General features: G+C 49.0%; 22 protein-coding genes and 5 tRNA genes. All 27 read left to right on the forward strand.

What is annotated here, in order from left to right; translation table 11 throughout:
• Nucleotides 1-19: 19 nt before the first annotated feature.
• The 27 genes from thyX (at nucleotide 20) to ACZ481_RS02490 (ending at nucleotide 23,904) form a co-directional block, all read left to right on the forward strand.
• Nucleotides 20-700, forward strand: coding sequence for an FAD-dependent thymidylate synthase (thyX, locus tag ACZ481_RS02360; RefSeq protein ID WP_464768590.1), 681 nt, complete (start codon nucleotides 20-22; stop codon nucleotides 698-700).
• 63 nt (nucleotides 701-763) lie between these two features.
• Nucleotides 764-1,819 (forward strand): HD-GYP domain-containing protein, encoded by a 1,056-nt coding sequence (locus ACZ481_RS02365; RefSeq protein WP_464768591.1) that lies wholly within the window; start codon nucleotides 764-766, stop codon nucleotides 1,817-1,819.
• 163 nt (nucleotides 1,820-1,982) lie between these two features.
• Nucleotides 1,983-2,735, forward strand: coding sequence for a 23S rRNA (guanosine(2251)-2'-O)-methyltransferase RlmB (gene rlmB / locus ACZ481_RS02370; RefSeq protein WP_464768592.1), 753 nt, complete (start codon nucleotides 1,983-1,985; stop codon nucleotides 2,733-2,735).
• Nucleotides 2,732-4,129, forward strand: coding sequence for a VanW family protein (locus ACZ481_RS02375; RefSeq protein WP_464768593.1), 1,398 nt, complete (start codon nucleotides 2,732-2,734; stop codon nucleotides 4,127-4,129). Before rlmB ends, ACZ481_RS02375 begins: the two co-directional genes overlap by 4 nt.
• Before the next feature lie 19 nt (nucleotides 4,130-4,148).
• Nucleotides 4,149-4,667 carry an NYN domain-containing protein gene (locus ACZ481_RS02380; RefSeq protein ID WP_464768594.1) on the forward strand — a complete coding sequence of 173 codons (519 nt, stop codon included), beginning with the start codon at nucleotides 4,149-4,151 and terminating at the stop codon, nucleotides 4,665-4,667.
• A 174-nt stretch (nucleotides 4,668-4,841) separates the two neighbouring features.
• Nucleotides 4,842-5,597 (forward strand): RNA polymerase sporulation sigma factor SigH, encoded by a 756-nt coding sequence (gene sigH / locus ACZ481_RS02385; RefSeq protein WP_464768595.1) that lies wholly within the window; start codon nucleotides 4,842-4,844, stop codon nucleotides 5,595-5,597.
• A 62-nt stretch (nucleotides 5,598-5,659) separates the two neighbouring features.
• On the forward strand, nucleotides 5,660-6,757 hold the full coding sequence (locus tag ACZ481_RS02390; protein WP_464768596.1) for a 6-phosphofructokinase: 1,098 nt from the start codon (nucleotides 5,660-5,662) through the stop codon (nucleotides 6,755-6,757).
• A 70-nt stretch (nucleotides 6,758-6,827) separates the two neighbouring features.
• A complete protein-coding gene (locus ACZ481_RS02395; protein WP_464768597.1) occupies nucleotides 6,828-7,532 on the forward strand; it encodes a DUF421 domain-containing protein in 705 nt (234 codons plus the stop codon).
• Between the two features lie 96 nt (nucleotides 7,533-7,628).
• On the forward strand, nucleotides 7,629-8,156 hold the full coding sequence (locus tag ACZ481_RS02400; RefSeq protein WP_464768598.1) for an NUDIX hydrolase: 528 nt from the start codon (nucleotides 7,629-7,631) through the stop codon (nucleotides 8,154-8,156).
• Nucleotides 8,156-8,956: an undecaprenyl-diphosphate phosphatase gene (locus tag ACZ481_RS02405; RefSeq protein ID WP_464768599.1), complete on the forward strand. Its 801-nt coding sequence runs from the start codon at nucleotides 8,156-8,158 to the stop codon at nucleotides 8,954-8,956. Before ACZ481_RS02400 ends, ACZ481_RS02405 begins: the two co-directional genes overlap by 1 nt.
• A gap of 55 nt (nucleotides 8,957-9,011) precedes the next feature.
• Nucleotides 9,012-9,473: a chemotaxis protein CheX gene (locus tag ACZ481_RS02410; RefSeq protein ID WP_464768600.1), complete on the forward strand. Its 462-nt coding sequence runs from the start codon at nucleotides 9,012-9,014 to the stop codon at nucleotides 9,471-9,473.
• A gap of 115 nt (nucleotides 9,474-9,588) precedes the next feature.
• Nucleotides 9,589-9,664 (forward strand) — tRNA-Thr (locus ACZ481_RS02415).
• A gap of 8 nt (nucleotides 9,665-9,672) precedes the next feature.
• Nucleotides 9,673-9,757 (forward strand) — tRNA-Tyr (locus ACZ481_RS02420).
• A gap of 10 nt (nucleotides 9,758-9,767) precedes the next feature.
• Nucleotides 9,768-9,843, forward strand: a tRNA-Met gene (locus ACZ481_RS02425).
• A gap of 271 nt (nucleotides 9,844-10,114) precedes the next feature.
• Nucleotides 10,115-10,190 (forward strand) — tRNA-Thr (locus ACZ481_RS02430).
• Between the two features lie 9 nt (nucleotides 10,191-10,199).
• A tRNA-Met gene (locus ACZ481_RS02435) sits at nucleotides 10,200-10,276 on the forward strand.
• A 177-nt stretch (nucleotides 10,277-10,453) separates the two neighbouring features.
• On the forward strand, nucleotides 10,454-11,656 hold the full coding sequence (gene tuf, locus ACZ481_RS02440) for an elongation factor Tu (RefSeq protein ID WP_464768601.1): 1,203 nt from the start codon (nucleotides 10,454-10,456) through the stop codon (nucleotides 11,654-11,656).
• 219 nt (nucleotides 11,657-11,875) lie between these two features.
• Nucleotides 11,876-12,025: a 50S ribosomal protein L33 gene (gene rpmG, locus ACZ481_RS02445; RefSeq protein ID WP_075752794.1), complete on the forward strand. Its 150-nt coding sequence runs from the start codon at nucleotides 11,876-11,878 to the stop codon at nucleotides 12,023-12,025.
• Nucleotides 12,026-12,152: 127 nt separating this feature from the next.
• Nucleotides 12,153-12,368: a preprotein translocase subunit SecE gene (gene secE / locus ACZ481_RS02450; RefSeq protein WP_464768602.1), complete on the forward strand. Its 216-nt coding sequence runs from the start codon at nucleotides 12,153-12,155 to the stop codon at nucleotides 12,366-12,368.
• A gap of 39 nt (nucleotides 12,369-12,407) precedes the next feature.
• A complete protein-coding gene (gene nusG, locus ACZ481_RS02455; RefSeq protein WP_464768603.1) occupies nucleotides 12,408-12,950 on the forward strand; it encodes a transcription termination/antitermination protein NusG in 543 nt (180 codons plus the stop codon).
• 14 nt (nucleotides 12,951-12,964) lie between these two features.
• Nucleotides 12,965-13,390: a 50S ribosomal protein L11 gene (gene rplK, locus ACZ481_RS02460; RefSeq protein WP_464768604.1), complete on the forward strand. Its 426-nt coding sequence runs from the start codon at nucleotides 12,965-12,967 to the stop codon at nucleotides 13,388-13,390.
• A gap of 63 nt (nucleotides 13,391-13,453) precedes the next feature.
• On the forward strand, nucleotides 13,454-14,158 hold the full coding sequence (rplA, locus tag ACZ481_RS02465) for a 50S ribosomal protein L1 (protein WP_464768605.1): 705 nt from the start codon (nucleotides 13,454-13,456) through the stop codon (nucleotides 14,156-14,158).
• 184 nt (nucleotides 14,159-14,342) lie between these two features.
• Nucleotides 14,343-14,873, forward strand: a complete 531-nt coding sequence (rplJ, locus tag ACZ481_RS02470) for a 50S ribosomal protein L10 (RefSeq protein WP_464768606.1) — start codon at nucleotides 14,343-14,345, stop codon at nucleotides 14,871-14,873.
• Nucleotides 14,874-14,925: 52 nt separating this feature from the next.
• On the forward strand, nucleotides 14,926-15,294 hold the full coding sequence (gene rplL, locus ACZ481_RS02475) for a 50S ribosomal protein L7/L12 (RefSeq protein ID WP_464768607.1): 369 nt from the start codon (nucleotides 14,926-14,928) through the stop codon (nucleotides 15,292-15,294).
• Nucleotides 15,295-15,693: 399 nt separating this feature from the next.
• Nucleotides 15,694-19,506, forward strand: coding sequence for a DNA-directed RNA polymerase subunit beta (rpoB, locus tag ACZ481_RS02480; RefSeq protein ID WP_464768608.1), 3,813 nt, complete (start codon nucleotides 15,694-15,696; stop codon nucleotides 19,504-19,506).
• A gap of 21 nt (nucleotides 19,507-19,527) precedes the next feature.
• On the forward strand, nucleotides 19,528-23,499 hold the full coding sequence (gene rpoC, locus ACZ481_RS02485) for a DNA-directed RNA polymerase subunit beta' (protein WP_464768609.1): 3,972 nt from the start codon (nucleotides 19,528-19,530) through the stop codon (nucleotides 23,497-23,499).
• Nucleotides 23,500-23,730: 231 nt separating this feature from the next.
• A complete protein-coding gene (locus ACZ481_RS02490; RefSeq protein WP_464768610.1) occupies nucleotides 23,731-23,904 on the forward strand; it encodes a hypothetical protein in 174 nt (57 codons plus the stop codon).
• Nucleotides 23,905-24,079 lie beyond the last annotated feature (175 nt).

Genomic DNA, 24,079 nt, shown 5'->3' on the forward strand with positions numbered 1-24,079 from the left:
TAAAAGGGAGGCTGCTGCCATGAAATTGAAATTAATCCAATATACACCGGAGCCTGAACGGACTGTGGCCATGTCGGCCCGCCTCTGTTATTCGGCCAGCGGGGCGGAGGAACTGGCGCAAATCATGTCCGACACCCAGGTAGGCACATTGCTCGATAAACTTTTTAGCATGGGGCATTTGTCAACCTTTGAGCATGTGAATTTTACCTTTGCCATTGAGGGGATTTCCCGGGTGCTTACCCATCAGCTTGTCCGCCATCGTATTGCTTCCTATTCACAGCAGTCGCAGCGGTATGTAAGTGAGCACGGCTTTGAATATATTTTGCCGCCATCAATTGCCGGCACCCCGGAAGCAAAAGTAAAATATGACAGGCTTATCGGTCAGATTCAGCAGACCTATGATGAGCTGGTGAGGCTGGGTGTGCCGCAGGAGGATGCCAGGTACGTACTGGCGAACGCTACTGAGACCAAGATTGTTGTTACAATGAATGCCCGCTCGTTGCTGCATTTTTTTGAAAAACGGTGTTGCCAGCGGGCCCAGTGGGAAATACGCGACCTTGCCAATGCCATGCTGGCTGAGGTTAAGACCGTTGCCCCCCGCCTGTTTGCCAAAGCCGGCCCGACTTGCGTAACCGGCGGTTATTGTACAGAAGGGGTTCTGTCATGCGGCCGGCTGGCAGGAATTAAACCGCAGAGGTAGAACTCTTATCCCAGAGGTATACATATCAACAAGTATATACAATTTTCGCTGGAGGTATCTACAATGCGGCGTGTGCTTCTGGAGGGTGTCCAGGCAGGTATGCAGTTGGCTCAGCCGGTGTACGGTCTAAACGGCCAGGTGGTTTTAAACAGTGGGGTTGAACTGACTGAATATCATGTCTCCAAATTAACAGAACTTGATATTAAGTATATTTACATTCAGGGCGAGGCGCTGCTTATCGATCCTACTGATGAAGCAGCCCAAAATGCCAGGAATGAGATCGTCCTGAGCGCTCATACGGCGCTGGCTGAAGTAAGTGTCGGCAAGTATGTGCAGATGGAGGCTGTGAAAGACCGGTTGCTGTCACTGTTAGACGAGTGTTGCATGCATAAGGAGATTCAGCCTTTGTTTACTGCTATGCAGCTGTGCAATGATTATCTGTTCAGGCATGCTGTCAATGGTTATTTCTTTGCCACCATGATGGGAATTAGTTGCGGCCTTGAGGGGCAGCGACTGCGGGATCTGGGGCTGGGGGCGCTGCTCCGGGATGTGGGCATGATCACTATTTCCCGCGATATTCTTAATAAGCCGGGCTCGCTGACGCCGGAAGAAATGGCAATCGTAAAAAAGCATACGGAGAAAGGCTATGAAATTCTGCAAGGCAACTCTGATATCAGCTTATCGGCCGCCAACTGCGCCTTGCAGCACCATGAGCGTTTTGACGGCAGCGGTTATCCCCGGGGTGCCGGCGCCAGTTCTATTCATGAGTTTGCGCAGATAGTGGCCATTGCCGACGTATATTCTTCCATGACGGCCACGACGCCCTACCGGAAAGCCTTGTCTGTCTATGATGCCTTAGCCATTATGCAAAAAGCGGGCAGCACCTATTTCAATCCGGAGTACATTCATGTGCTTGTTAAAAATGTCGCCAGCTATCCGATGGGGGCTGTAGTCCGGCTGAATAATAAAGCAACGGGAATTGTGAAAGACTATGCCGACGAAGGCAGGACTAAACCCATTGTTAGTATAACGGCAAACGCCGCCGGCGAACGGGTTAGTCAAACTGTTACTATTGATATGACAGCCAATCCCGCTTTGTATATTGCCGAGGTTTCTTAAATAGCCGATCACTGACGGCAATGGCCGGTAATACACCTGTTATGGACGCTGAAACTATTATCATATTTGTGAAGGTATGCGAATGGACAACCGGCAGGATTATATTCTGCCGTTTTTTCATAATAATAAAAGACACACAACTTTTCCTTAAGGAGCGATAGCCATGTCTGATGACGCAGAAATAATAGCTGGCCGCAATAGTGTTCTGGAAGCGCTGAAAGCCGGCCGGTCACTAAACAAAATTCTTATTGCCAAGGGGGACCGGCAGGGCTCAATCCGCGATATCATTGCTCAAGCCCGGGAACAAGGGCTGGTTATACAAGAGACGGAGATTAGCAAGCTTGATCAACTGTCGGCTGGTATCAGACATCAGGGGGTTGTTGCGCTGGCTGCACCGGTGGCTTATGTGGAGACGGAGGACATTTTATCAGCCGCCTATGGAAAAAAGGAAGCACCGTTTTTGGTTCTCCTGGATGAACTGACTGATCCGCATAATGTGGGAGCTATTTTACGCACTGCTGATGCCACTGGTGTTCATGGGGTGCTTATACCCAAACGCCGCAGCTGCCCTTTAAACCAAACCGTGGCTAAAACCTCGGCCGGCGCAGTTGAGCATGTACCGGTGGCACGAATCGGTAATATTTCTCAAACCCTTAAGGCGCTGAAAAAACAGGGCCTTTGGGTAGTAGGCGCCGATATGGACGGAACCAAAGACTATTATGACGCTGACCTTACCGGTCCTGTCGTTATTGTTGTCGGGAGTGAGGGCGAAGGCATGGGGCGGTTAACGAAAGAGGCCTGTGATTTTATTGTGCGCATCCCCATGCGGGGCAAAATTACATCTCTTAATGCATCGGTGGCCTGTTCACTGTTGCTGTACGAAGTCTTGAGACAAAGGGAGTTGAAAGCAAAATGAGACACTGGATGGGAATTATGTTGGCAGTGGCCATAATAGTAACCGGGATAGCCGTTTTTTGGCTGACCAGGCCGCTGTTTGCCCAGACAGTGTATAGCGGGGTAAGGGTGGCAAATATCGAGGTTGCCGGCAAAACCCGGGATGAAGTGGCGCAAATGTTGTCGGTATGGCAAAAAGATCAGGCAAGCCGGCCTATCTTGCTAACTCATGGCAGTGCAACTTTTCGTATTGAACCTGAGCATATTGATTATAGCATTGATGCCGACGCAACAGCCGATGCAGCGTGGCAGGTAGGGCGTGAAGGCCCCTGGTGGCTGCGTCTGAAAAAAATTAGCGACGTCGAGGCTGAAGGGTGGTCTACGCCCCTCAAGATCAGGTATAATGAGAATAAGCTGGACACAGTCCTGGAGCAACTGCAGGAAAATATCAATAAACCGCCGCGCAATGCCACGCTCAGCCTGCGTACCGGTGGTATTGTGTCTGAAGTCGAGGGGCAGGAGATTGATGTCCCCGCCCTGAAAAAAATAATGCTGTCGGCGACCAACCGTTCGGAAACCAATACCATCATCCTGCCGGTCAAACCGGTCTATCCGGAGATTACGGCAGAAGAGCTTGCGAAAAATGGCATAAAAGAACTGGTTGCCGTGTATACAACTGTATTTAACACCGAAGATGCCAACCGGACAGCTAATGTAAAATTGTCTGCCCAGAAGATAAATGGCAAACTGCTTTACCCCGGACAGGTTTTTTCCTATAATGATACCGTTGGCCCCAGAGAAAAATCACAGGGATTTAAAGAGGCCATGGAAATTATCAACGGCGAGTTTGTACCTGGAATCGGCGGCGGCGTATGTCAGGTTTCATCAACATTATATAATGCCGTACTGCTGGCCGGGCTTGACATTGTGGAACGTACCAACCATTCTAAGCCGCTTGCTTATGTTCCTCTGGGGCGGGACGCAACCGTCGCGTATAATACCCTGGATTTTAAATTTGTCAACAATAGTCCGGCACCGGTAATGATTATGGCTGAGGCAGAAGGCAACAAGCTTAATGTGGGGATATTCGGACAAGGGGCCCTTGATAAAAATATTGATATTGTGACAGTTGACCAGCAGGTGATTCAGCCGGCCACCATAAAAAAGGCCGACCCGTCACTGCCGCCAGGTGAAAACAAGATTGAGAAACCGGGCAAGCCCGGATATTCAATTACTGTCATCCGGATTATACGCGATAATAATGGCAAAGAACTAAAACGCGAGATCCTTTCGCGGGACAAATATGCGCCTGACAATACCGTAATCAAAACAGGACCAGCCCCAAAACGGGTGCAGGCCGAAATAAAGCGGACTGGGGCTGAAGACAAACCGTTTGATGCCGGCAGTATGGAATAAGATTGGAGATTTTTTGTCGATGGACTTGTTAATCGTCGATGGCTATAATGTGATCAATGCCTGGCCGGAATTAATTTTAATAAAAGATAACTTAGAATATGCCCGCGCCAAACTTGTGGACATACTTAGTGAGTATGGTGCATATAAAGGAGTTAAGACAATCATTGTCTTTGATGCCCATCTGGCTGCCGGTAAAAGTGCCAGCCAGATCCTGAATGGCGAATTGGAGGTGATTTATACCAAAGAAGGGGAAACCGCTGACAGCTGTATTGAAAAGATGGTATATTTTCTAGCCGGTCAGGGAGAACATGTTTATGTCGTCACATCTGATTCGGCCGAGCAAATGTTTGTCCTGGGGGCGGGCGCGTTCCGGATTTCGGCCCGGGAACTAAGAAATGACGTTGCCAGCACCAAAAAAGAGATTAAGGCGGCTATTTCCCAGAAGGTGTTAGCGCGGGATCGGCACGAGCTCGGCAGCCGTCTTAGACAGGATATTCTTAAACGCCTTGATGCGATGCGCAGAGATGGGCTTGACTAACTTTGCGCTTACAGGTATAATTTATTTTGATAAGACGTGAACTGATACCGTAGGCACTAATCCTCTTAGTGCACTTTTATTTTTTTCACAATGACAAATGGCCGGCTTTGTAAATAAGGAAATTGGCTTTGGCCATTAGCGACAGCAAAATAAAAACTAAGTGGGGGCGATGCGATGCGGGTTAATACTCAACGCGATCTGTATGGTTGTTTTGACAACTTAACTGATGAAGAAATAGTATTTGACGCCAAAGATAACGACAACACGGTCGCTCTGGAGTATTTGATTAATAAATATCGCAACTTTGTGCGGGCTAAAGCCAGATCGTATTTTTTAATCGGCGCTGAGCGTGAGGACATCATCCAGGAAGGCATGATTGGTTTATATAAGGCCATTCGTGATTTCCGCAATGATAAGCTGTCGTCGTTCCGGGCTTTTGCGGAATTGTGCGTAACCCGGCAAATTATTACCGCCATAAAGACCGCCACCAGACAGAAGCATATTCCCTTGAATTCGTATGTTTCTTTAAATAAGCCCATTTATGATGAGGATTCCGACCGGACGCTGCTGGACGTATTGTCCGGTTCCAAAGTCACTGATCCGGAGGAACTGGTAATCAGCCGGGAAGAATTTGTTGATATTGAAGAGAAGATGGGTGAGATTTTAAGCGATCTCGAGTGGAAGGTCCTGATGTCATATCTTGATGGCAAGTCTTATCAGGAAATTGCGGTTGAACTTGACCGCCATGTCAAATCCATTGATAATGCGTTACAGCGAGTAAAGCGTAAACTGGAGCGATATCTGGAAAATCGCGGCGAGGACAGCGATATCCGTGGTATGTACAGAGGCCTGACCGGCCTTAATAAAGATGTTTCGGCAGAATTAAACAACTATAGCAGTACCTATGATGACCAACGCAGTATAAAATGACACCACCAGGCGGTGTCATTTTTTTTACACTTCCCAATATATATAATGAGGTGATCAAGCATATGAGCGAGCCGAAAAAAGTAAAAACGGTAGCAATATTAACCGGCGGTGGTGATGCCCCGGGACTTAATGCTGTAATCCGGGCGGCTGTGAGAACGGCACTGGGGCAGGGACTTACTGTTTGGGGTATAAAAAATGGCTTTGGCGGTATGGTCGAAAACAAAATGATGCTACTGACAGATGAAAGTGTAGCCGGGATTCTGCCGCGCGGGGGGACGATGCTGGGAACCACCAACCGTGACAATCCCTTTAACTATCCCCGGACACAGGCCGGTGAGGTTATTTACACAGATATGTCGGGCCGCGCTTTGGATAACCTGCGGCAGGCAGGGGTTGAGGCGCTTATTGTTATCGGCGGCGATGGCAGCATTAAGATTGCCGCCGAGTTTTACCAAATGGGCCTGCCGGTGGTTGCCGTACCGAAAACAATTGACAATGACATACCGGTTACTGAGCGGACTTTCGGGTTTGATACCGCTGTTGGTGTGGCCACTGACGCCCTTGACCGGCTGCATACTACCGCCGAATCACATCACCGGGTTATGGTGCTTGAGGTGATGGGCAGATATGCCGGCTGGATTGCATTACACGCCGGTATGGCCGGCGGTGCCGATTGTATTCTCATTCCGGAGATCCCGTTTACTACTGACTCGGTTATTGCCAAAATTAAGGAACGCCAGCAGCGGGGCCGGCAGTTCAGTCTAATTGTTATTGCCGAAGGGGCGCATGCCCGGGGCGGAGACATATCAATAGCGCGCATTGTTGAAGGCAGTCATGAGAAAGTGCGTTTGGGCGGCATCGGTGAAAAGCTGGCCAGAGAGATTGAAGCGCTTACCGGTATGGAGTCCCGCTGCACAGTACTGGGGCATGTCCAGCGCGGCGGCACACCCACCGCCTTTGACCGGGTGCTTTCCACTCGGTACGGCGTAGCCGCCGCGCACAGTGTACTGGAAGGACATTTTGGAATTATGGTGTCTTTGCAAAAAAACCGGATTATTAGGGTGCCTATTACTGAAATTGCCGGTAAAGCCAATAATGTTGGGCCTGACGATGAACTGTTGCTTGCCGGCAGGGCAATTGGTGTTTGTTTTGGTGATTAAGAAAGCCGTTCCCGGGTTATAATAAGCCCTAAATAATGCGAGGTATTTGCAGCCGCAGTGGAGGGCTACGATGGAAACATTGGGCATTACTCTATTTAGGGTCGTTGCCGGTATGGGAGTACTGCTAATCATCATGCTGGCAATCGGCCGTCGCCAGCTGGGGGAACTTAGTTCGTTTGATTTTCTGACATCAATTACTATTGGTGCCGTAGCCGGGGCGCTTATTGTTGACCACCGGATTGAACTGGCAAGTTCGCTGATTGCCTTATTGGCCCTGGGCGGAATGCAACTGTTCTTTGGCTGGTTAAGCATTAAGATTCGCCCGGTAAACCATAAACTTAACTTTAAACCGCTGGTGATGGTGCAAAACGGTCAAATTATCAAAGAAAGCCTGCGTAAGGTGCATATGCCTGTGGAAACCCTGCTGCAGCTGCTGCGGGAAAGAGATGTTTTCGATATTACTATCGTAGAGCTTGCTGTGCTGGAGCCCCATGGCCGGCTAAGCGTGCTGAAAAAAGCGGAACATTTGCCATTGACCCCTTGTCAGGTTAATTTTAGCGTTACTCCGAACAGTGTTTTGGTGCCTGTTATCCTGGAGGGAAAACTGCAGGAGCACGTACTGGCTGATATGGGATTCTCACCCCAGCAGGTTGAAGAGTTTCGCCGTCAGCATGTAAGCAGCATTCACAATGTTTTTATTGCTTTTATGGACCAGGACAAACGGCTGCATGTGATTCATGATGATGCCCGGGAGTGCAATGTATTTTTACATTGATGCCCCGGGCGTTTTTGCGATATTAAATTTTTCTAAAATATGCAAGATAATTAGCCGAAATGTGGTAAAATAGGAACATGTCCCAGGGAGGTAATTATGAAAAATCAACGTTTTAAGTTTTGCCCTAAATGCGGCGGCCAGGTCAGTTATCGTCAGATGGGGGACCGTGAGCGCCTGGTATGTGCCGCCTGTTCCTATACGATGTACGAGAATCCGATTGTGGGGGTTGCGGCCATCGTGCGGCAAAACGGGGAAATTTTGCTGGGCCGGCGCGCTGCCAATGCCAGCTATCCCGGGTTGTGGTGCATACCCTGCGGTTATGTCGAATATGATGAGGATATCCGGGCTGCGGTTAAACGGGAGTTCCAGGAGGAAACAGGCCTGGTCATCGAACCCGGTCAGGTTTACGCGGTGTTGTCCAACTTCCATAATCCGGCTGTCCATACGGTCGGTGTCTGGTTTTTGGCCGAAGTCGTCGGCGGTACCCTTGGACCGGGCGACGACTTAGATCAGGTAGCTTATTTTCCGCTGGACCTGGTGCCTGACCTTGCTTTTCCCACCGACAGGCAGGTCATCGGTTTGCTGCAGGCAGATCACAATAATAAGAAGAAGGATGTGACCTAGTGAGTGACAATTTGATTGCAGTAATCATTGGTATTGTGGAAGGTTTGACGGAATTTTTACCGATTTCATCAACCGGACACATGATTCTTGTTGGTTCCTTATTAGGATTTGAAGGAGAAAAAGCCAGTGTATTTGAGGTATTTATCCAACTAGGGGCTATCTTATCTGTATTGATTTTATATAAGGAAAAATTTTTGGCGATGCTTAGGCCCCCGGCCCTGAACAGTTTTGGCAGCAGTCTTACGGCTGTGCATGTGTTAGCCGGCATTGTTCCGGTAATGGGGATTGCCTATCTTTTGCATGGCTTCATTAAGACCTATCTTTTTTCCCCTTATACCGTAATTATTGGCCTGGTTGTCGGTGCTCTCCTCATGCTGGCGGCAGAGAAGCTCTCGCAGCGCCCGGTAACCCATGAGGTGGATCAGATGACAATAAAACAGGCTTTTTTCGTGGGCTTATTTCAAATCTTATCTCTCTGGCCGGGGTTTTCCCGTTCCGGCTCAACCATTGCCGGTGGCTTGTTTTTAGGTATGAGCCGCAAAGCCGCCGCCGAGTTTTCTTTTATTATTGCCGTACCGCTTATGCTGGTGGCATGCCTGTACGATTTAATGAAAATCTGGGATCGGCTCAGCTTTGATGACTTTACCATGTTTGCCATTGGCTTTTTGGTTGCATTTATCACCGCCTACGTATCAATTGTCTGGTTCTTGCGGTTTCTCAATAGCTCCACCCTGGCTTCCTTTGCTTATTACCGGTTCGTTGTCGCCGGAATCTCCTATTACTATTTCTTTATGAGGTAACCGCAGCGATTTTTACTGATACACTTATGAATTTATCTGTTGGAGGTTATCGTGTTTGGACGCAAAATTAATTAATCCATTTTTAGAAGCAATAACAACCATTCTGCCGCAGCTCGGATTTAAGGAAATCAACCGGCGCGGCCTGTCGGTCAAGGAACAGGTATTGGCAAGTCAGGGGGTTACGGTATTGATCGGTATTACCAAAGGCGTTAAGGGAAACGTAGCTTATAATATGACTGCTGATACAGCAAGGAAGGTTGCCTCAACCATTATGATGGGAATGCCGGTGGCGGAAATTGATGAGATGGCCCAGAGTGCCATTTCGGAAATGGTCAATATGGTTACAGCCAATGCCGCCATAAATTTTGAAAAGCAGGGCCTGGCTGTGGATATTTCTCCTCCCAGTATTGTTGTTGGCACTGAGTATACCGTGCGGGTAAGCAATAATAAATATTTGGTGCTTAGTTTGCTGGTCGACTCCGAACCTATTGAAGTTAATGTCGGCCTTGGCGCATAGCTAACCAAAATCGGCTCAGCAGCATGCAAAAATTACTAGTAAAAAAATATTGACACAGCAGCATGGGTATTATATAATAAGTTTTGTCACTAGACAGGGACTTCAAAAAAAAGATGCTGGCGTAGCTCAATTGGTAGAGCAGCTGACTTGTAATCAGCAGGTTGGGGGTTCAATTCCTCTCGCCAGCTCCATCTAGCCTGGAGGGATTCCCGAGTGGCTAAAGGGAGCAGACTGTAAATCTGCCGTCTTTGACTTCGGTGGTTCGAATCCACCTCCCTCCACCATTTATCACATCGCGGGGTGGAGCAGTTGGTAGCTCGTCGGGCTCATAACCCGAAGGTCACAGGTTCAAGTCCTGTCCCCGCAACCAAGTAATTTACGTGCTTTATGAATTCAAGCCTGAACCCAAGCCTGAACCCAAGCCTGAATTTATAAAGCACAGCTTTATAAAGAAACGAACTCCATTACCCCCACCATCTGCGACAAGCCAACTATCTGTCACTCAGCCGCAAACGGCTTAGTAGTGTCCAGATGCGAGGCGCACCGGAAAAGCGTGCCGCGCGGCGCACTGGGAAGTGCGTAAGCAAACGCTTTGAGGAGCAACGAAGCAGATGGGCGCTAATAAGTCGTTTGCGCTATTTGCTGGTGTAGCTCAGTCGGTAGAGCGTATCCTTGGTAAGGATAAGGCCACCGGTTCAATCCCGGTCACTAGCTCCATCTTAATATGGCGGCGTAGCTCAGTTGGCTAGAGCATTCGGTTCATACCCGAAGTGTCCGGGGTTCAAATCCCTGCGCCGCCACCAGGTAAATATAAAAACCCTGCAGATATTTGCAGGGTTTTTATATTTATTGCTGGCGGCAGCAGGAATTTCGCTTATTAAATAGAATAATCTAGTTTGGTAAAATGATGTATACCGCTGATTATTTGTGTTAATACATAATATGATAAAGTTATAATTAAGGGGAGGTAACACTCGAAAATGGCTAAGAAAAAGTTTGAAAGAAACAAACCCCACGTAAACATTGGAACAATCGGTCACGTCGACCATGGTAAAACCTCGCTGACAGCCGCCATTACCATGACACTGGCCAAACACGGCGGAGCCGAGTTCATGGCCTATGATCAAATCGATAAAGCGCCGGAAGAAAGAGAACGGGGCATTACCATCAACACAGCCCATGTGGAATATGAAACACCGGCCCGCCACTACGCCCACGTTGACTGCCCGGGCCATGCCGACTATGTTAAAAACATGATCACCGGCGCAGCCCAGATGGACGGTGCCATCCTGGTCGTATCGGCCGCTGACGGCCCGATGCCGCAAACGCGTGAACACATCCTGCTGTCCCGCCAAGTGGGCGTACCGGCCATGGTAGTATTCCTGAACAAAGCAGATCTGGTTGATGATGCCGAGCTGATGGAACTGGTAGAAATGGAAGTGCGTGAGCTGCTTTCCAGCTACGAATTCCCGGGCGACGACATTCCGGTAGTCAGCGGTTCGGCTGTAAAAGTGCTTAACTGCGGCTGCGCCAAGCGCGAATGCGAATGGTGCGGCAAAATCCATGAACTGATGGACAAAGTTGACGAATATATCCCGACGCCGGAACGGGCCACAGATAAACCGTTCCTGATGCCAGTGGAGGACGTGTTCACCATTACCGGCCGTGGTACAGTAGCCACCGGCCGTGTAGAGCGCGGTGTGGTAAAAGTAAGTGATACCATCGAAATCGTTGGTATGACGGAAAAACCGAAATCAACCGTAGTAACCGGGGTGGAAATGTTCCGGAAGCTGCTGGATTCGGCCGTGGCCGGCGACAACATCGGCGCCCTGCTGCGGGGCGTGGACCGCAAAGAAATCGAACGGGGCCAGGTACTGGCTAAACCGGGCTCGATTAAGCCGCACACCAAATTCAAATCAGAAGTATATGTCCTGTCCAAAGAAGAGGGCGGCCGTCATACCCCGTTTTTTAACGGCTACCGTCCCCAGTTCTACTTCCGGACAACCGACGTAACCGGTGTTGTTACCCTGCCGGAAGGTGTGGAAATGGTAATGCCTGGCGACAACATTCAAATGGACATTGCCCTGATTACCCCGATTGCTATTGAAGAAGGCCTGCGTTTTGCTATCCGCGAAGGCGGCCGCACGGTTGGCGCCGGCGTCGTAACTGCAGTGGTTGAATAGTTAAAATATGTTATTTCATAGAAAAACTGTATATTTAAAGATTTATATGATATAATAAATAGGCAGGGAAAATTCCCTGCCTTATTTATTGACATGCCCGAGCCTGTGGGCTATTGACATGCCGATATAATTATGATAAATTGTATTAGTGACATTTAAAGAAAAACGATAAATTATAGACACACGGTGCTATATTTACTGGTAAGAGAGGTGTACAGGATGCGCAACGCGGTAACATTGGCCTGCACAGAATGCAAACAACGCAATTATCAGACCAATAAAAACAAGAAAAATGACCCGGATAGATTGGAGTTTAACAAATACTGCAAGTTTTGCAAAAAACAAACTCCACATAAAGAAACAAAATAACAGTAACAATTGCTTAAGTTGCCACTATAAGTAGTGGTGGTCGATTGGTAGAGTAGCAATCTCTCAATCCCCTGCGGGGCTTAAGCATTGTTGCCTCTATCAAAATGCACGCACAGGATGTGAGAGAATGGCCGCCCAGGAAACAGCTGTCCAGACGAATACATCGCGCTGGAAGAAATTTTTGCGGGAAGTAAAAGCTGAATTAAAAAAGGTAACGTGGCCGGGTAAATCAGAACTTATTTCCTACACGGGAATCGTGTTTGTGACGGTTATTGTTGTTGCTGCGCTGATATGGGTAATTGATGCTGCGTTTACTCAAGTGTTAAAGGCGATCATGAAGTAGACTAGGGGGGTGGGGGACGTATTACCGTCCCTTGAGGCTATGGAATCCGAAAAACTCGAAAAACACTGGTATGTCATCCATACATATTCCGGTTATGAAAACAAAGTAAAAGCCAATTTGGAGAAAAAAGTCCATTCTATGGCAATGGAAAACGAAGTCTTCCGTGTGCTTGTGCCAATGGAAGATGAAGTGGAAATAAAAGATGGCAAGAAAAAAATTGCCAAAAAGAAAGTTTTCCCCGGATATGTTCTGGTAGAAATGATTGTGACAGACCGCTCCTGGTATGTTGTGCGCAATACGCCGGGGGTTACCGGTTTTGTCGGTTCTGGAACCAAGCCGATTCCTTTGAGCGAAAGTGAAGTCAAACATATCCTCAAGTCAATGGGGATGGAAGAGGCTAAGCCCAAAATAAATGTTGAACTCAATCAGTTAGTGCGAATTACTTCTGGTGCCTTTGAAAATTGGACAGCCACGGTAATGGATATTAATCCTGATCGGGGCAAGCTTAAAGTGCTTGTCAACATGTTTGGTCGGGAAACACCTGTGGAACTTGATTTTACTCAGGTCACGAAAGTTGATTAAGGAGGTGTAATATAATGGCTAAAAAGGTTGTAAAGCTTGTAAAACTGCAAGTTCCCGCTGGTAAAGCCACCCCGGCTCCTCCCGTAGGTCCGGCACTTGGTCAGGCTGGCGTCAATATCATGGCTTTTGTTAAGGAATTTAATGAAAGAACAGCCAAGCAAGCGGGTCTTATTATTCCGGTTGAAATTACGGTATTTGAAGATAGATCATTTACCTTTATCACCAAAACCCCACCAGCTGCTATTCTTTTGAAAAAAGCCGCCGGTATTGAAACAGCTTCCGGCGAACCTAATAAAAAGAAGGTCGCGAAAGTGAAGCGGGATAAGGTGCGGGAAATTGCCGAATCCAAAATGCAAGATCTCAATGCTGCCAGCGTAGAAGCTGCTGTGCGGATGATTGAGGGGACTGCCCGCAGCATGGGCATTGACGTCGTCGATTAACAGCGGCGCCGTAAGTGGGAGGACTAAGTACTTCCGTTACTACCACGAAGGAGGTTTATTTATATGGCGAAACATGGCAAAAAGTATATTGAAGCGGCTAAGCTTGTCGACTTTGATAAATTATATGATCCTGAAGAAGCAGTAGAGCTTGTAAAAAAGACGGCAAGTGCTAAGTTTGATCAAACTGTGGAAGTTGCCGTTAAACTGGGCGTTGACCCGAAACATGCAGATCAGCAGGTGCGTGGTGCTGTTGTGCTTCCTTATGGCACCGGTAAAACCAAGCGTGTGCTGGTATTCGCCAAAGGCGAAAAAGCCAAAGAAGCTGAAACCGCCGGGGCGGATTTTGTTGGTGCTGAAGATATAGTGGAAAAAATTCAGGGTGGCTGGGCTGATTTTGACGTCGCTGTGGCTACACCTGATATGATGGGTATGGTGGGGCGCCTGGGTAAGATTCTCGGTCCCCGGGGTTTGATGCCTAATCCTAAAGTTGGTACTGTTACTCTTGATGTAACCCGTGCCATTAATGAAATTAAAGCCGGTAAGATTGAATACCGTACCGATAAAGCCGGTAATATCCATGCTCCTATCGGCAAGATTTCTTTTGACAGCGAGAAGCTGCTTAAGAATTTTCACACTCTGATTGACACCTTGATTAAGGTTAAGCCATCTGCTGCCAAAGGCCAGTATATGCGCAACATTTCCTTAAGCTCAACCATGGGCCCTGGTGTTAAAGTGAATCCGCTCAAAGCACCCGGCAAAAAAGAGTAACATAAATATAAGTTTATCAGCATGAGGCTGTAGACCGCAGGTTAAAGTAAAAGCTTGTTAGAGCTTTCCTGCCGAGGCCGGGGATTTGCAGCGTGTAACTTAAACTGGTTATAACGCGGCCTCCGGTGTGTTTACACCGGAGGCCGCTTCTGCTTTATACTTTATTAAAGGGGGTGTAATATAAATGGCTATCACACAAGAAAAACAGCAATTAGTTGCCGAACTGAAAGAAAAGCTCAGCTCGACCAAAGGTGCCGTCCTGACCAATTATCGCGGCTTAACAGTGGCTCAGGATACCAAACTTCGCCGCAAGCTGCGTGAAGCAGGTGTTGAATACCGGGTGTTTAAAAATACCCTGACTCGCATTGCTGCCAAAGAAGCTGGTATTGAAGGGCTTGATCCTTATTTAGAAGGACCGACCGCCATTGCCTTGTCTCAGACCGATCCTGTGGCTCCGGCCAAGGTTATTTCTGAGTTTGTTAAAGAACATAAACTGCAGTCTCTGGAAGTAAAAGCCGGCTTGGTGGAAGGCAAGGTAATTGACGCCAATGGCGTTAAGGCATTGTCCAACCTGCCCGCGCGCGAAGTGCTTATTGCCCAGGTTCTGGCCGGTATGCAGGCTCCTATCGCCGGGTTTGTCAACGTGCTTTCCGGCAGTATGCGCAATCTGGTGTATGCGCTTGACGCTGTTCGTCAACAAAAAGAATCCGCGTAATCCAGTCGTTTTAGAAAATAATTTTAAATGAATTTTGTGGAGGTATTTTAACATGACTAAAGAACAAATTATGGAAGCCATTGAGCAAATGACTGTGCTCGAACTTTCCGAACTGGTAAAAGCTCTGGAAGAAAAATTCGGTGTTTCTGCTGCTGCTCCTGTTGCCGCCGCTGCTCCTGCCGCTGCTGCTGCCCCGGCTGCTGAAGAACAAACTGAGTTTGATGTAATTTTGACCAACGCTGGCGCTGGCAAAATTAATGTTATTAAAGTTGTGCGCGAAGTTACCGGTCTTGGCCTCAAAGAAGCCAAAGATCTGGTTGACGGCGCACCGAAAGCCATCAAAGAAAAGATTTCCAAAGCTGATGCCGAAGCTCTTAAAACTAAACTTGTTGAAGCCGGCGCGACTGTAGAAGTTAAGTAATTTAACTTAATAAAAGGAGCACCTTTGGGGGTGCTCCTTTTAATTTCAAATTATTTCATATTATCCCTAATTTTTCTTGACGGATTAGGTAATATATGATACCATTATATATCGCCGTACATGTTTATATTTACTAGTTGTCTGCTGGAATTTTTTTACTAAAATGCTATAAAATCCGGCGTATAAATTCCGGAATGGCAGGAAATAGTAATATAATGGAGGATGAATCGGTCTTCATTGAAAAAAAGCAAGGACCTTGTTATTAATATAGAGCCTTGCTTGTTTTGTATTTTTTATCATTCATTTTACCGGCTTAGTATTTGCGGAATATCACAATCTTATGTGTGGGATATGATGATAACGCACTATGTCTGTGTAGAATGGCTAAGGGGTGGGTTAATGTTTAATCCTGTTCCGGTGGGCAAAAGGTTCAGGTATAGTTATGCCAAAATTGAAGAAGTACTGGACATGCCCAACCTTATAGAAATTCAGAAGAATTCTTACAACTGGTTTCTTAAGGAAGGCTTACAGGAGATATTCCGCGATATCTCTCCAATTCAGGACTTCACCGGCAACCTGATTCTGTCCTTTGAAAACTTTACACTGGGCGAACCTAAATATGATGTTGAAGAGTGCAAAGAGCGTGATGTCACCTTTGCCGCTCCGCTTCGCGTCAGCGTCCGGCTGTACAACAAAGAAACACAGGAGATAAAAGAGCAGGAAGTATTTATGGGCGATTTTCCGCTCATGACTGACAATGGCACATTTATTATTAATGGCGCTGAACGGGTTATTGTCAGCCAGCTCGTACGCTCACCAGGCGTATATTATGGCGAGTCAATTGATACGACTGGCAAGAAGCTTTATAATGCTACCGTTATTCCTAATCGTGGCGCATGGCTGGAACTTGAGACTGATCCCAACGATGTTGTATCCGTCAGGGTCGACCGTACCCGCAAGCTGCCAGTCACTGTTCTTATCCGGGCATTAGGTTTTGTCTCTAACGGTGTTATTTCCGAACTGTTTAATGAAGATGTACGCATCCGGGCAACACTGGAACGGGATAATACGGACTCAAGGGAAGAAGCCCTTGTCGAAATCTATAAGCGCCTGCGTCCAGGCGAGCCGCCGACGGTCGAAAATGCCGCCCAGTTGCTGGAATCGCTGTTTTTTGACTCTAAGCGTTATGATCTGGCTACGGTTGGCCGCTACAAGCTGGGGAAAAAGTTAGGCTGGCGCCGGCGCCTGCTGGGTAAGACGCTGGGTCAACCGCTTGTAGATAAAGAAACCGGTGAGATTGTAGTGGAAGAAAACACCGTGCTGGACGAGGCTGTGCTTGACCGCATTACGGCTGCCAAGGTTTTTGCGGGTGAAGGCAAACATGAGGCCTGGATCAAGCAGAAGGACGGTACGCCTGTTAAATTGGTGTTTAACTCGGTGCTGCCATTTACGCACCGGACGATCACCAGAGAAGATATTATCGCTGCAATCAGTTATCTGCTTAACTTAATGGACGGCCATGGTACCACTGATGATATTGACCACTTAGGCAACCGGCGGCTCCGTTCGGTTGGCGAACTTCTGCAGAATCAGTTCCGCATCGGCCTGGCCAGGATGGAACGGGTCGTCAAGGAACGGATGACGATTCAGGATATTGATGTAATTACGCCGCAGGCGCTCATCAACATCAGACCGGTTGTCGCTGCAATCAAAGAGTTTTTTGGCTCCAGTCAGTTGTCACAGTTTATGGATCAGACCAACCCACTGGCCGAACTTACTCATAAACGGCGCTTGAGTGCCCTGGGGCCTGGCGGACTTAGCCGGGAAAGGGCCGGTTTTGAGGTCCGGGACGTTCACCATTCCCACTATGGCCGGATGTGCCCGATTGAAACCCCGGAAGGTCCCAACATCGGTCTTATCGGCTCCCTGTCCACTTTTGGCAGAATTAATGAATTTGGTTTTATTGAAACACCGTACCGTAAGGTCAACAAGCTGGAACACCGGGTAACTGACGATGTAGTATATCTGACGGCTGATGAAGAAGATGAGATGATTATCGCGCAGGCGAATGAGGCGATTGATGAGAATGGCTGGTTTGCAGCCCCGCGCGTTATCTGTCGCTATAAGCACGACACTTTATTAGTACCGGCTGAAAAAGTCGACTATATGGACGTTTCGCCCAAGCAGGTTGTTTCGATTGCTACCGCCATGATTCCCTTCCTGGAAAACGACGACGCCAACCGGGCTCTGATGGGGGCCAACATGCAGCGGCAGGCTGTACCGCTGCTTAAAACCCAGGCGCCGCTTATTGGCACCGGTATGGAATACAAAGCAGCCCGCGATTCGGGTGTGGTAATCCTGGCGAAAAATGCGGGCGTGGTTGAGAAAGTAACAGCTACTGAGATTCATATCCGCACGGAAAAGGGCGGGCTTGATACCTATAAGCTGCTTAAGTACCTGCGTTCTAACCAAGGTACCTGCATTAATCAACGGCCGATTGTATACAAAGGGGAACAAATCGTTAAAGGGCAAGTGCTTGCTGACGGACCGTCGACAGATAAGGGTGAACTGGCATTAGGCTATAACGTGCTGGTCGCCTTCATGCCCTGGGAAGGCTACAATTACGAGGATGCCATTCTCTTGAGCCAGGACCTGGTGAAAGAAGATGTATTCACCTCTATACATATTGAAGAATATGAATGCGATGCCCGCGACACCAAACTGGGGCCCGAAGAAATTACCCGCGATATTCCCAACGTGGCCGAAGATGTGCTGCGTGACCTTGATGACCGCGGCATTATCCGTGTTGGCGCCGAAGTGCGCCCTGGCGACATACTGGTCGGCAAAGTAACGCCCAAAGGGGAAACAGAGCTGACCGCTGAAGAACGTCTCCTCCGGGCCATTTTTGGTGAAAAGGCCAGGGAGGTCCGTGATACCTCGCTCCGCGTACCCCATGGCGAAGCCGGCAAGATTGTAGACGTAAAAGTCTTTACCCGTGAAAACGGCGACGAGCTGCCGCCTGGTGTCAACCAGTTAGTGCGTTGCTATATCGCCCAGAAGCGTAAAATATCCGAAGGCGACAAAATGGCCGGACGTCACGGGAATAAAGGGGTAGTTTCCCGGATTATGCCGAAAGAAGATATGCCCTTCCTGCCTGACGGCACGCCGGTGCAAATCGTCCTCAATCCTCTGGGCGTTCCCTCCCGTATGAATATCGGCCAGGTGCTTGAGACTCACTTGGGCCGGGCTGCCGCCGCCATTGGCATGCAGGTGAAAATGGGCGATCCGACCTTAGCCGGACGTTTGCAAGAGATCAATTATGATGTGGAAAAACACGGTATGCCGCAGCCTGACCGGGCCGGCATTCACCTGGCAACACCGGTATTTGACGGGGCAACAGAAACCGAGGTCATCCGGACGCTGAAAGCAGCCGGTTTGTCCGAGGATGGCAAAACCGACCTGTATGACGGCAGGACTGGTGAACCTTTTGACAATCGTGTTACCGTGGGCTATGTATATATGCTGAAACTGGCCCATCTGGTCGATGATAAGATTCATGCCCGTTCCACCGGGCCCTACTCGCTTGTTACCCAGCAGCCGCTTGGCGGTAAAGCCCAGTTCGGTGGGCAGCGTTTCGGCGAGATGGAGGTTTGGGCCCTGGAGGCATACGGCTCCGCCTATACCCTGCAGGAACTGTTAACAGTCAAATCCGATGATGTTGTCGGCCGGGTGAAAACCTATGAAGCCATCGTTAAAGGTGAGAATGTGCCTGAACCGGGTGTGCCGGAGTCGTTTAAAGTATTGATAAAAGAACTCCAGAGCATTGGCCTTGATGTTAAGATTCTGACAGAAGATGCCCAGGAGATCATGATTCGTGAGTCAGATGAAGACATTAATGAAACGGCTAAGGAGTTAGAACTGAATATTGGCGACGATGTGCCCAAAGCTCCTGTTGAACGCAAAAAAGCGGACTTTGAGAGTGACATGGTTGATGAACTCGAAGCCAACGACGATATTGAACCGCTAGAAGAAGAACTTGACATTATTGCCGAAATCGGTGAAATGGAACCAGATATTGCTCAGCAGGCAGAGGAAGATGAATTTGATTTCCAGTCGCCGAAGAGCAGTGCGAAGAAGCTCAAAGAAAATGCTAAAAAGTCTAATTCCCGCGACTATATGGAAGATATCATGGAAGATGAGGACTTGGACTAGTTAGAAGGGAGCGATTTGCCCTTGTTGGATGTAAATAACTTTGATTCGATGCGTATTGGTCTGGCGTCACCGGAGCAGATCCGCAAGTGGTCGCATGGCGAAGTAAAAAAACCGGAAACAATTAATTACCGCACCTTGAAGCCGGAGCGCGAAGGTCTGTTTTGTGAAAAGATTTTTGGGCCAACTAGGGACTGGGAGTGTCACTGCGGTAAATATAAGCGGATTCGTTATAAAGGCATCATCTGCGATCGCTGCGGCGTAGAAGTAACCCGCTCCAAAGTCCGGCGGGACCGGATGGGTCATATCGAACTGGCAGCACCTGTCTCCCATATCTGGTATTTTAAGGGGATCCCGAGCCGGATGGGGCTTATTCTTGATATCTCCCCGCGCTCACTGGAGAAGGTATTATATTTTGCCTCCTATATCGTGCTTGACCCCGGCGACACCCCGCTCATGAAGAAACAGCTGCTGAACGAAAACGAGTATCGTGAGCACCGGGATAAATACGGCAGTGCGTTTAAGGTAGGCATGGGTGCCGAAGCCATTAAAAAGCTGTTGGAAGAGCTTGATTTGGAAAAAATGAGCCGCGAACTCCGCCAGGAATTAAAAGAAGTAAGCGGCCAGAGAAAAATACGGGCGATTCGTCGCCTGGAGGTTGCCGAGGCATTCCGTAAATCCGGCAATAACCCGGCCTGGATGATCATGGATGTTATTCCGGTTATTCCGCCGGAATTACGGCCCATGGTACAGCTTGACGGCGGCCGTTTTGCCACATCGGACTTAAACGATCTGTACCGGCGGGTAATCAACCGCAACAACCGTTTGAAGCGCCTCCTGGACTTGGGGGCGCCGGATATCATCGTCCGCAATGAAAAGCGGATGCTGCAGGAAGCTGTGGATGCGCTCATTGATAATGGCCGCCGCGGCCGTCCTGTCACCGGTCCGGGCAACCGCCCCCTGAAGTCCTTGAGCGATATGCTGAAAGGCAAGCAGGGGCGCTTCCGGCAGAATCTGTTGGGCAAACGGGTGGACTACTCCGGCCGTTCCGTTATTGTTGTTGGTCCGGAGCTTAAACTGCACCAATGCGGGTTGCCCAAAGAGATGGCGCTCGAACTGTTTAAGCCTTTTGTCATGAAAAAGCTGGTTAATGCCGGCCATGCCCATAATATAAAAAGTGCCAAGCGGATGGTTGAGCGGGTACGGCCCGAGGTATGGGACGTTCTCGAAGAGGTTATCAAAGAGCATCCGGTACTGCTGAACCGGGCACCAACCTTGCACAGACTGGGTATTCAGGCCTTTGAACCTGTACTGTCGGAGGGCCGGGCTATTAAAATCCATCCCTTAGTATGTACTGCCTACAATGCGGATTTTGACGGCGACCAAATGGCAGTTCACGTGCCCTTGTCGGCAGAGGCGCAGGCGGAAGCCCGCATGCTCATGCTCTCAGCGCACAATATTTTATCTACCAAAGACGGCCGCCCGGTAGCTACTCCCACCCAGGATATGGTATTGGGCGCTTATTACCTGACAATTGAAAAAGACCCTGCCGATGGTCAGCCTAGGACCTTTGCCAATTTGAATGAGGCTTTGCTGGCTTATCATCATAAGACATTGGGCTTGCATGAGAAAATCAAAATGCGTATTGAAGGCTATGGACTGGTCCATACCTCAGTCGGCCGGATGATCTTTAATGAAGTATTGCCACAAGAACTCCGGCATTATGAAAAACGGGGCGACGAATGGCATCTCGGCAAGCTGATGGATAAAAAGCAGTTGGGTAAGCTTGTCGCCGATTCCTACCGGATTTTTGGCAATGCCAAAACGGCAATGGTACTGGATGCGGTTAAACGCCTGGGCTTTTCCTTTGCCTGTCGTGCCGGCATCACCATTGCTATTTCCGACATTAAGATCCCGGAGGAAAAGAAAGAGATTCTGGGAACCGCCGAGGACAAGGTTAATACTATCGATAAACAGTATCGGCGTGGCTTGATTACTGATGATGAACGCTATAAAAAGACGATTGACCTGTGGACGAAAGCCACGGATGATGTTACTGCCGCCATGATGGCCACCCTGGACCGGTTTAACCCCGTCTATATGATGGCTAACTCCGGTGCCCGCGGCAACATCCAGCAGATCCGCCAGCTGGCGGGGATGCGCGGCCTGATGGCCGACCCGTCCGGACGCATTATCGACCTGCCTATTAAAGCTAATTTCCGCGAAGGCTTAACCGTACTGGAGTACTTTATTTCGACTCATGGTGCGCGTAAAGGTTTGGCTGATACGGCGCTGCGGACTGCCGACTCGGGGTATCTTACCCGGCGTCTGGTTGACGTGGCCCAGGATGTTATTGTCCGCGAGGAAGACTGTGACATCGTCGGTCTCAACCTGGTGCGGGAGCGGGCGCGGCTGGCCCAGTCCAGTGCCGGTGCCATTGATATGCTTAAAGATACGCTCCTTTCCCGGGTGCTGGCGCAGGACGTGCTTGATCCGAAAACGGCGGATATACTATTACCGCAAGGGACTGTGCTGAATGAGGATAACCTGCGCTTAATCGGCGAGTGCGGCGTGCCTGAAATTATGATTCAGGGGCAGACCGATGAAACGGAAGAAGATGTTGGCCGGGCTGCCGCCGCCGAAACCATCGTGCTTGGGGCGCCGGAAGCAAAAGTGCGTGCCGCCCTGAAAGAAGCGATGATCCGCGAAATGCTCGGTAAAAATACGACAGAAGCGATCGTAACCAGTGACGGAGAAGTATTGGTTCCCGCCGATACACCGTTTACCGAGGAACATATTGAGGCTGTACTGGCCAGCTCGGTGAAAGAGGTTAAGGTTCGCAACAATAACATCAGAGGCATTGAGGTTGAAGCCATCAAAGAAGGCTCTGGTGTTATTGAATCGCTGAAGGACCGGATTGTCGGCCGCATGTCGGCCGAGGATATTGGAAATCCGGCCACCGGCGAACCGATCGTTAAAATTAATGAGTTAATTACTGAAGACCTTGCCGACGAGATCGTCAAAGTGCGGGAGAAAGTATCCATTCGGTCAGTGCTTACCTGCCGCTCGCGGTACGGGGTATGCATTAACTGCTACGGCCGCAACCTGGGAACAAGCCATATGGTTGACGTCGGTGAGGCGGTTGGCATTATTGCCGCGCAGTCTATCGGTGAGCCAGGGACCCAGCTGACAATGAGAACTTTCCATACCGGCGGTGTGGCTGGTGACGATATTACCCAGGGCTTGCCACGGGTAGAAGAGTTATTTGAAGCCCGCAAGCCCAAACGCCAGGCCATTATTACCGAGGTGGACGGCCGGGTCGAGGTTAAGGAAATTAAAGGTATGCGGCGGGTAACTGTTTTTCCGGCCGATGCCTCCCTGGGCGAAGAACGTGTATATCAGGTACCTTACGGTGCGAGACTTATTGTCAGTGACGGGCAAAACGTGGAAGCCGGCGACCGCCTGACTGAAGGCGCGGTAAACCCTCACGATATTCTGCGGGTCAGCGGTTTAAAAGCCACGCAGCGCTATCTCGTGTATGAGGTTCAAAAAGTATATAAATCTCAGGGCGTTGAAATCAACGACAAGCATATTGAAGTTATGGTCCGTCAGATGATGCATAAGGTCAAAGTGGAGGAAGCCGGTGATACCGACGTTCTTCCCGGTGAATATATCGACCTCAATACCTTTGAAGAAGAAAACGCCAAAGCGATTGAAGCCGGTGGCGAACCGGCTATTGCCAGGCCGATTCTGCTGGGGATTACCAAGGCATCATTGGCTACCGACTCCTTCTTATCGGCAGCGTCCTTCCAGGAAACGACACGCGTCCTGACCGAAGCCGCTATTAAAGGTAAGGTCGATCCGCTTCTGGGGCTCAAAGAGAATGTCATTATCGGCAAACTTATTCCGGCAGGCACCGGTATGAGCCGCTATCGCAACGTCCGGCTCAAACAGCCGGCAGCAATACTGGAACAAGAAGAAGTAGCCGGTGAATAGGCAGCAGCTCGGATAGTTGCAAAAGACTGGGATGGTGGATCATAACCATTCCCAGTCTTTTTGTATTATAAAGGGACTGCCGAGCAGCAACAGGGCTTTCCTCACACGACAAGTCTTTCGCACTTGCGCCGCCTGACTTTGCTTCTATATATATGAGACTATTAACCTATGTAAATAAATTGCCAGGTAGTCGATATAGAAAGTAAAAGCAATGCGAAAGAGGTGGCCCGGATGTATTTTGTCTATGAATTAGCCAAACAGCAGCTTGTCGCCAAGCGTAAGCGCCGGCCGCGCTGTAAAGCCCTGTTGATTTTGCTGCTGGTATTATGGTTGGTGCTGCAGCCATTATCAGTTACGTGCGCCCTGAATACAGCCTTGCGCCTGTATTGTTTAATAAGCCAATAGCCCCGCGCCGCGGCCTGCTATACAAATCTCCGGGCGGGAACACTTTATATTTGAACCAGACAGGCCGTTAGCGGCAAAAGGAGGTATAAACCAGGGCCATGTGGGCACTAATAATTAGTGGTAAATAGTGGGTTCGATACACCCGGTTTAGTGTGTTTAAAAATATGCAGAAACT

It is taken from the genome of Sporomusa intestinalis (genome assembly GCF_055383785.1).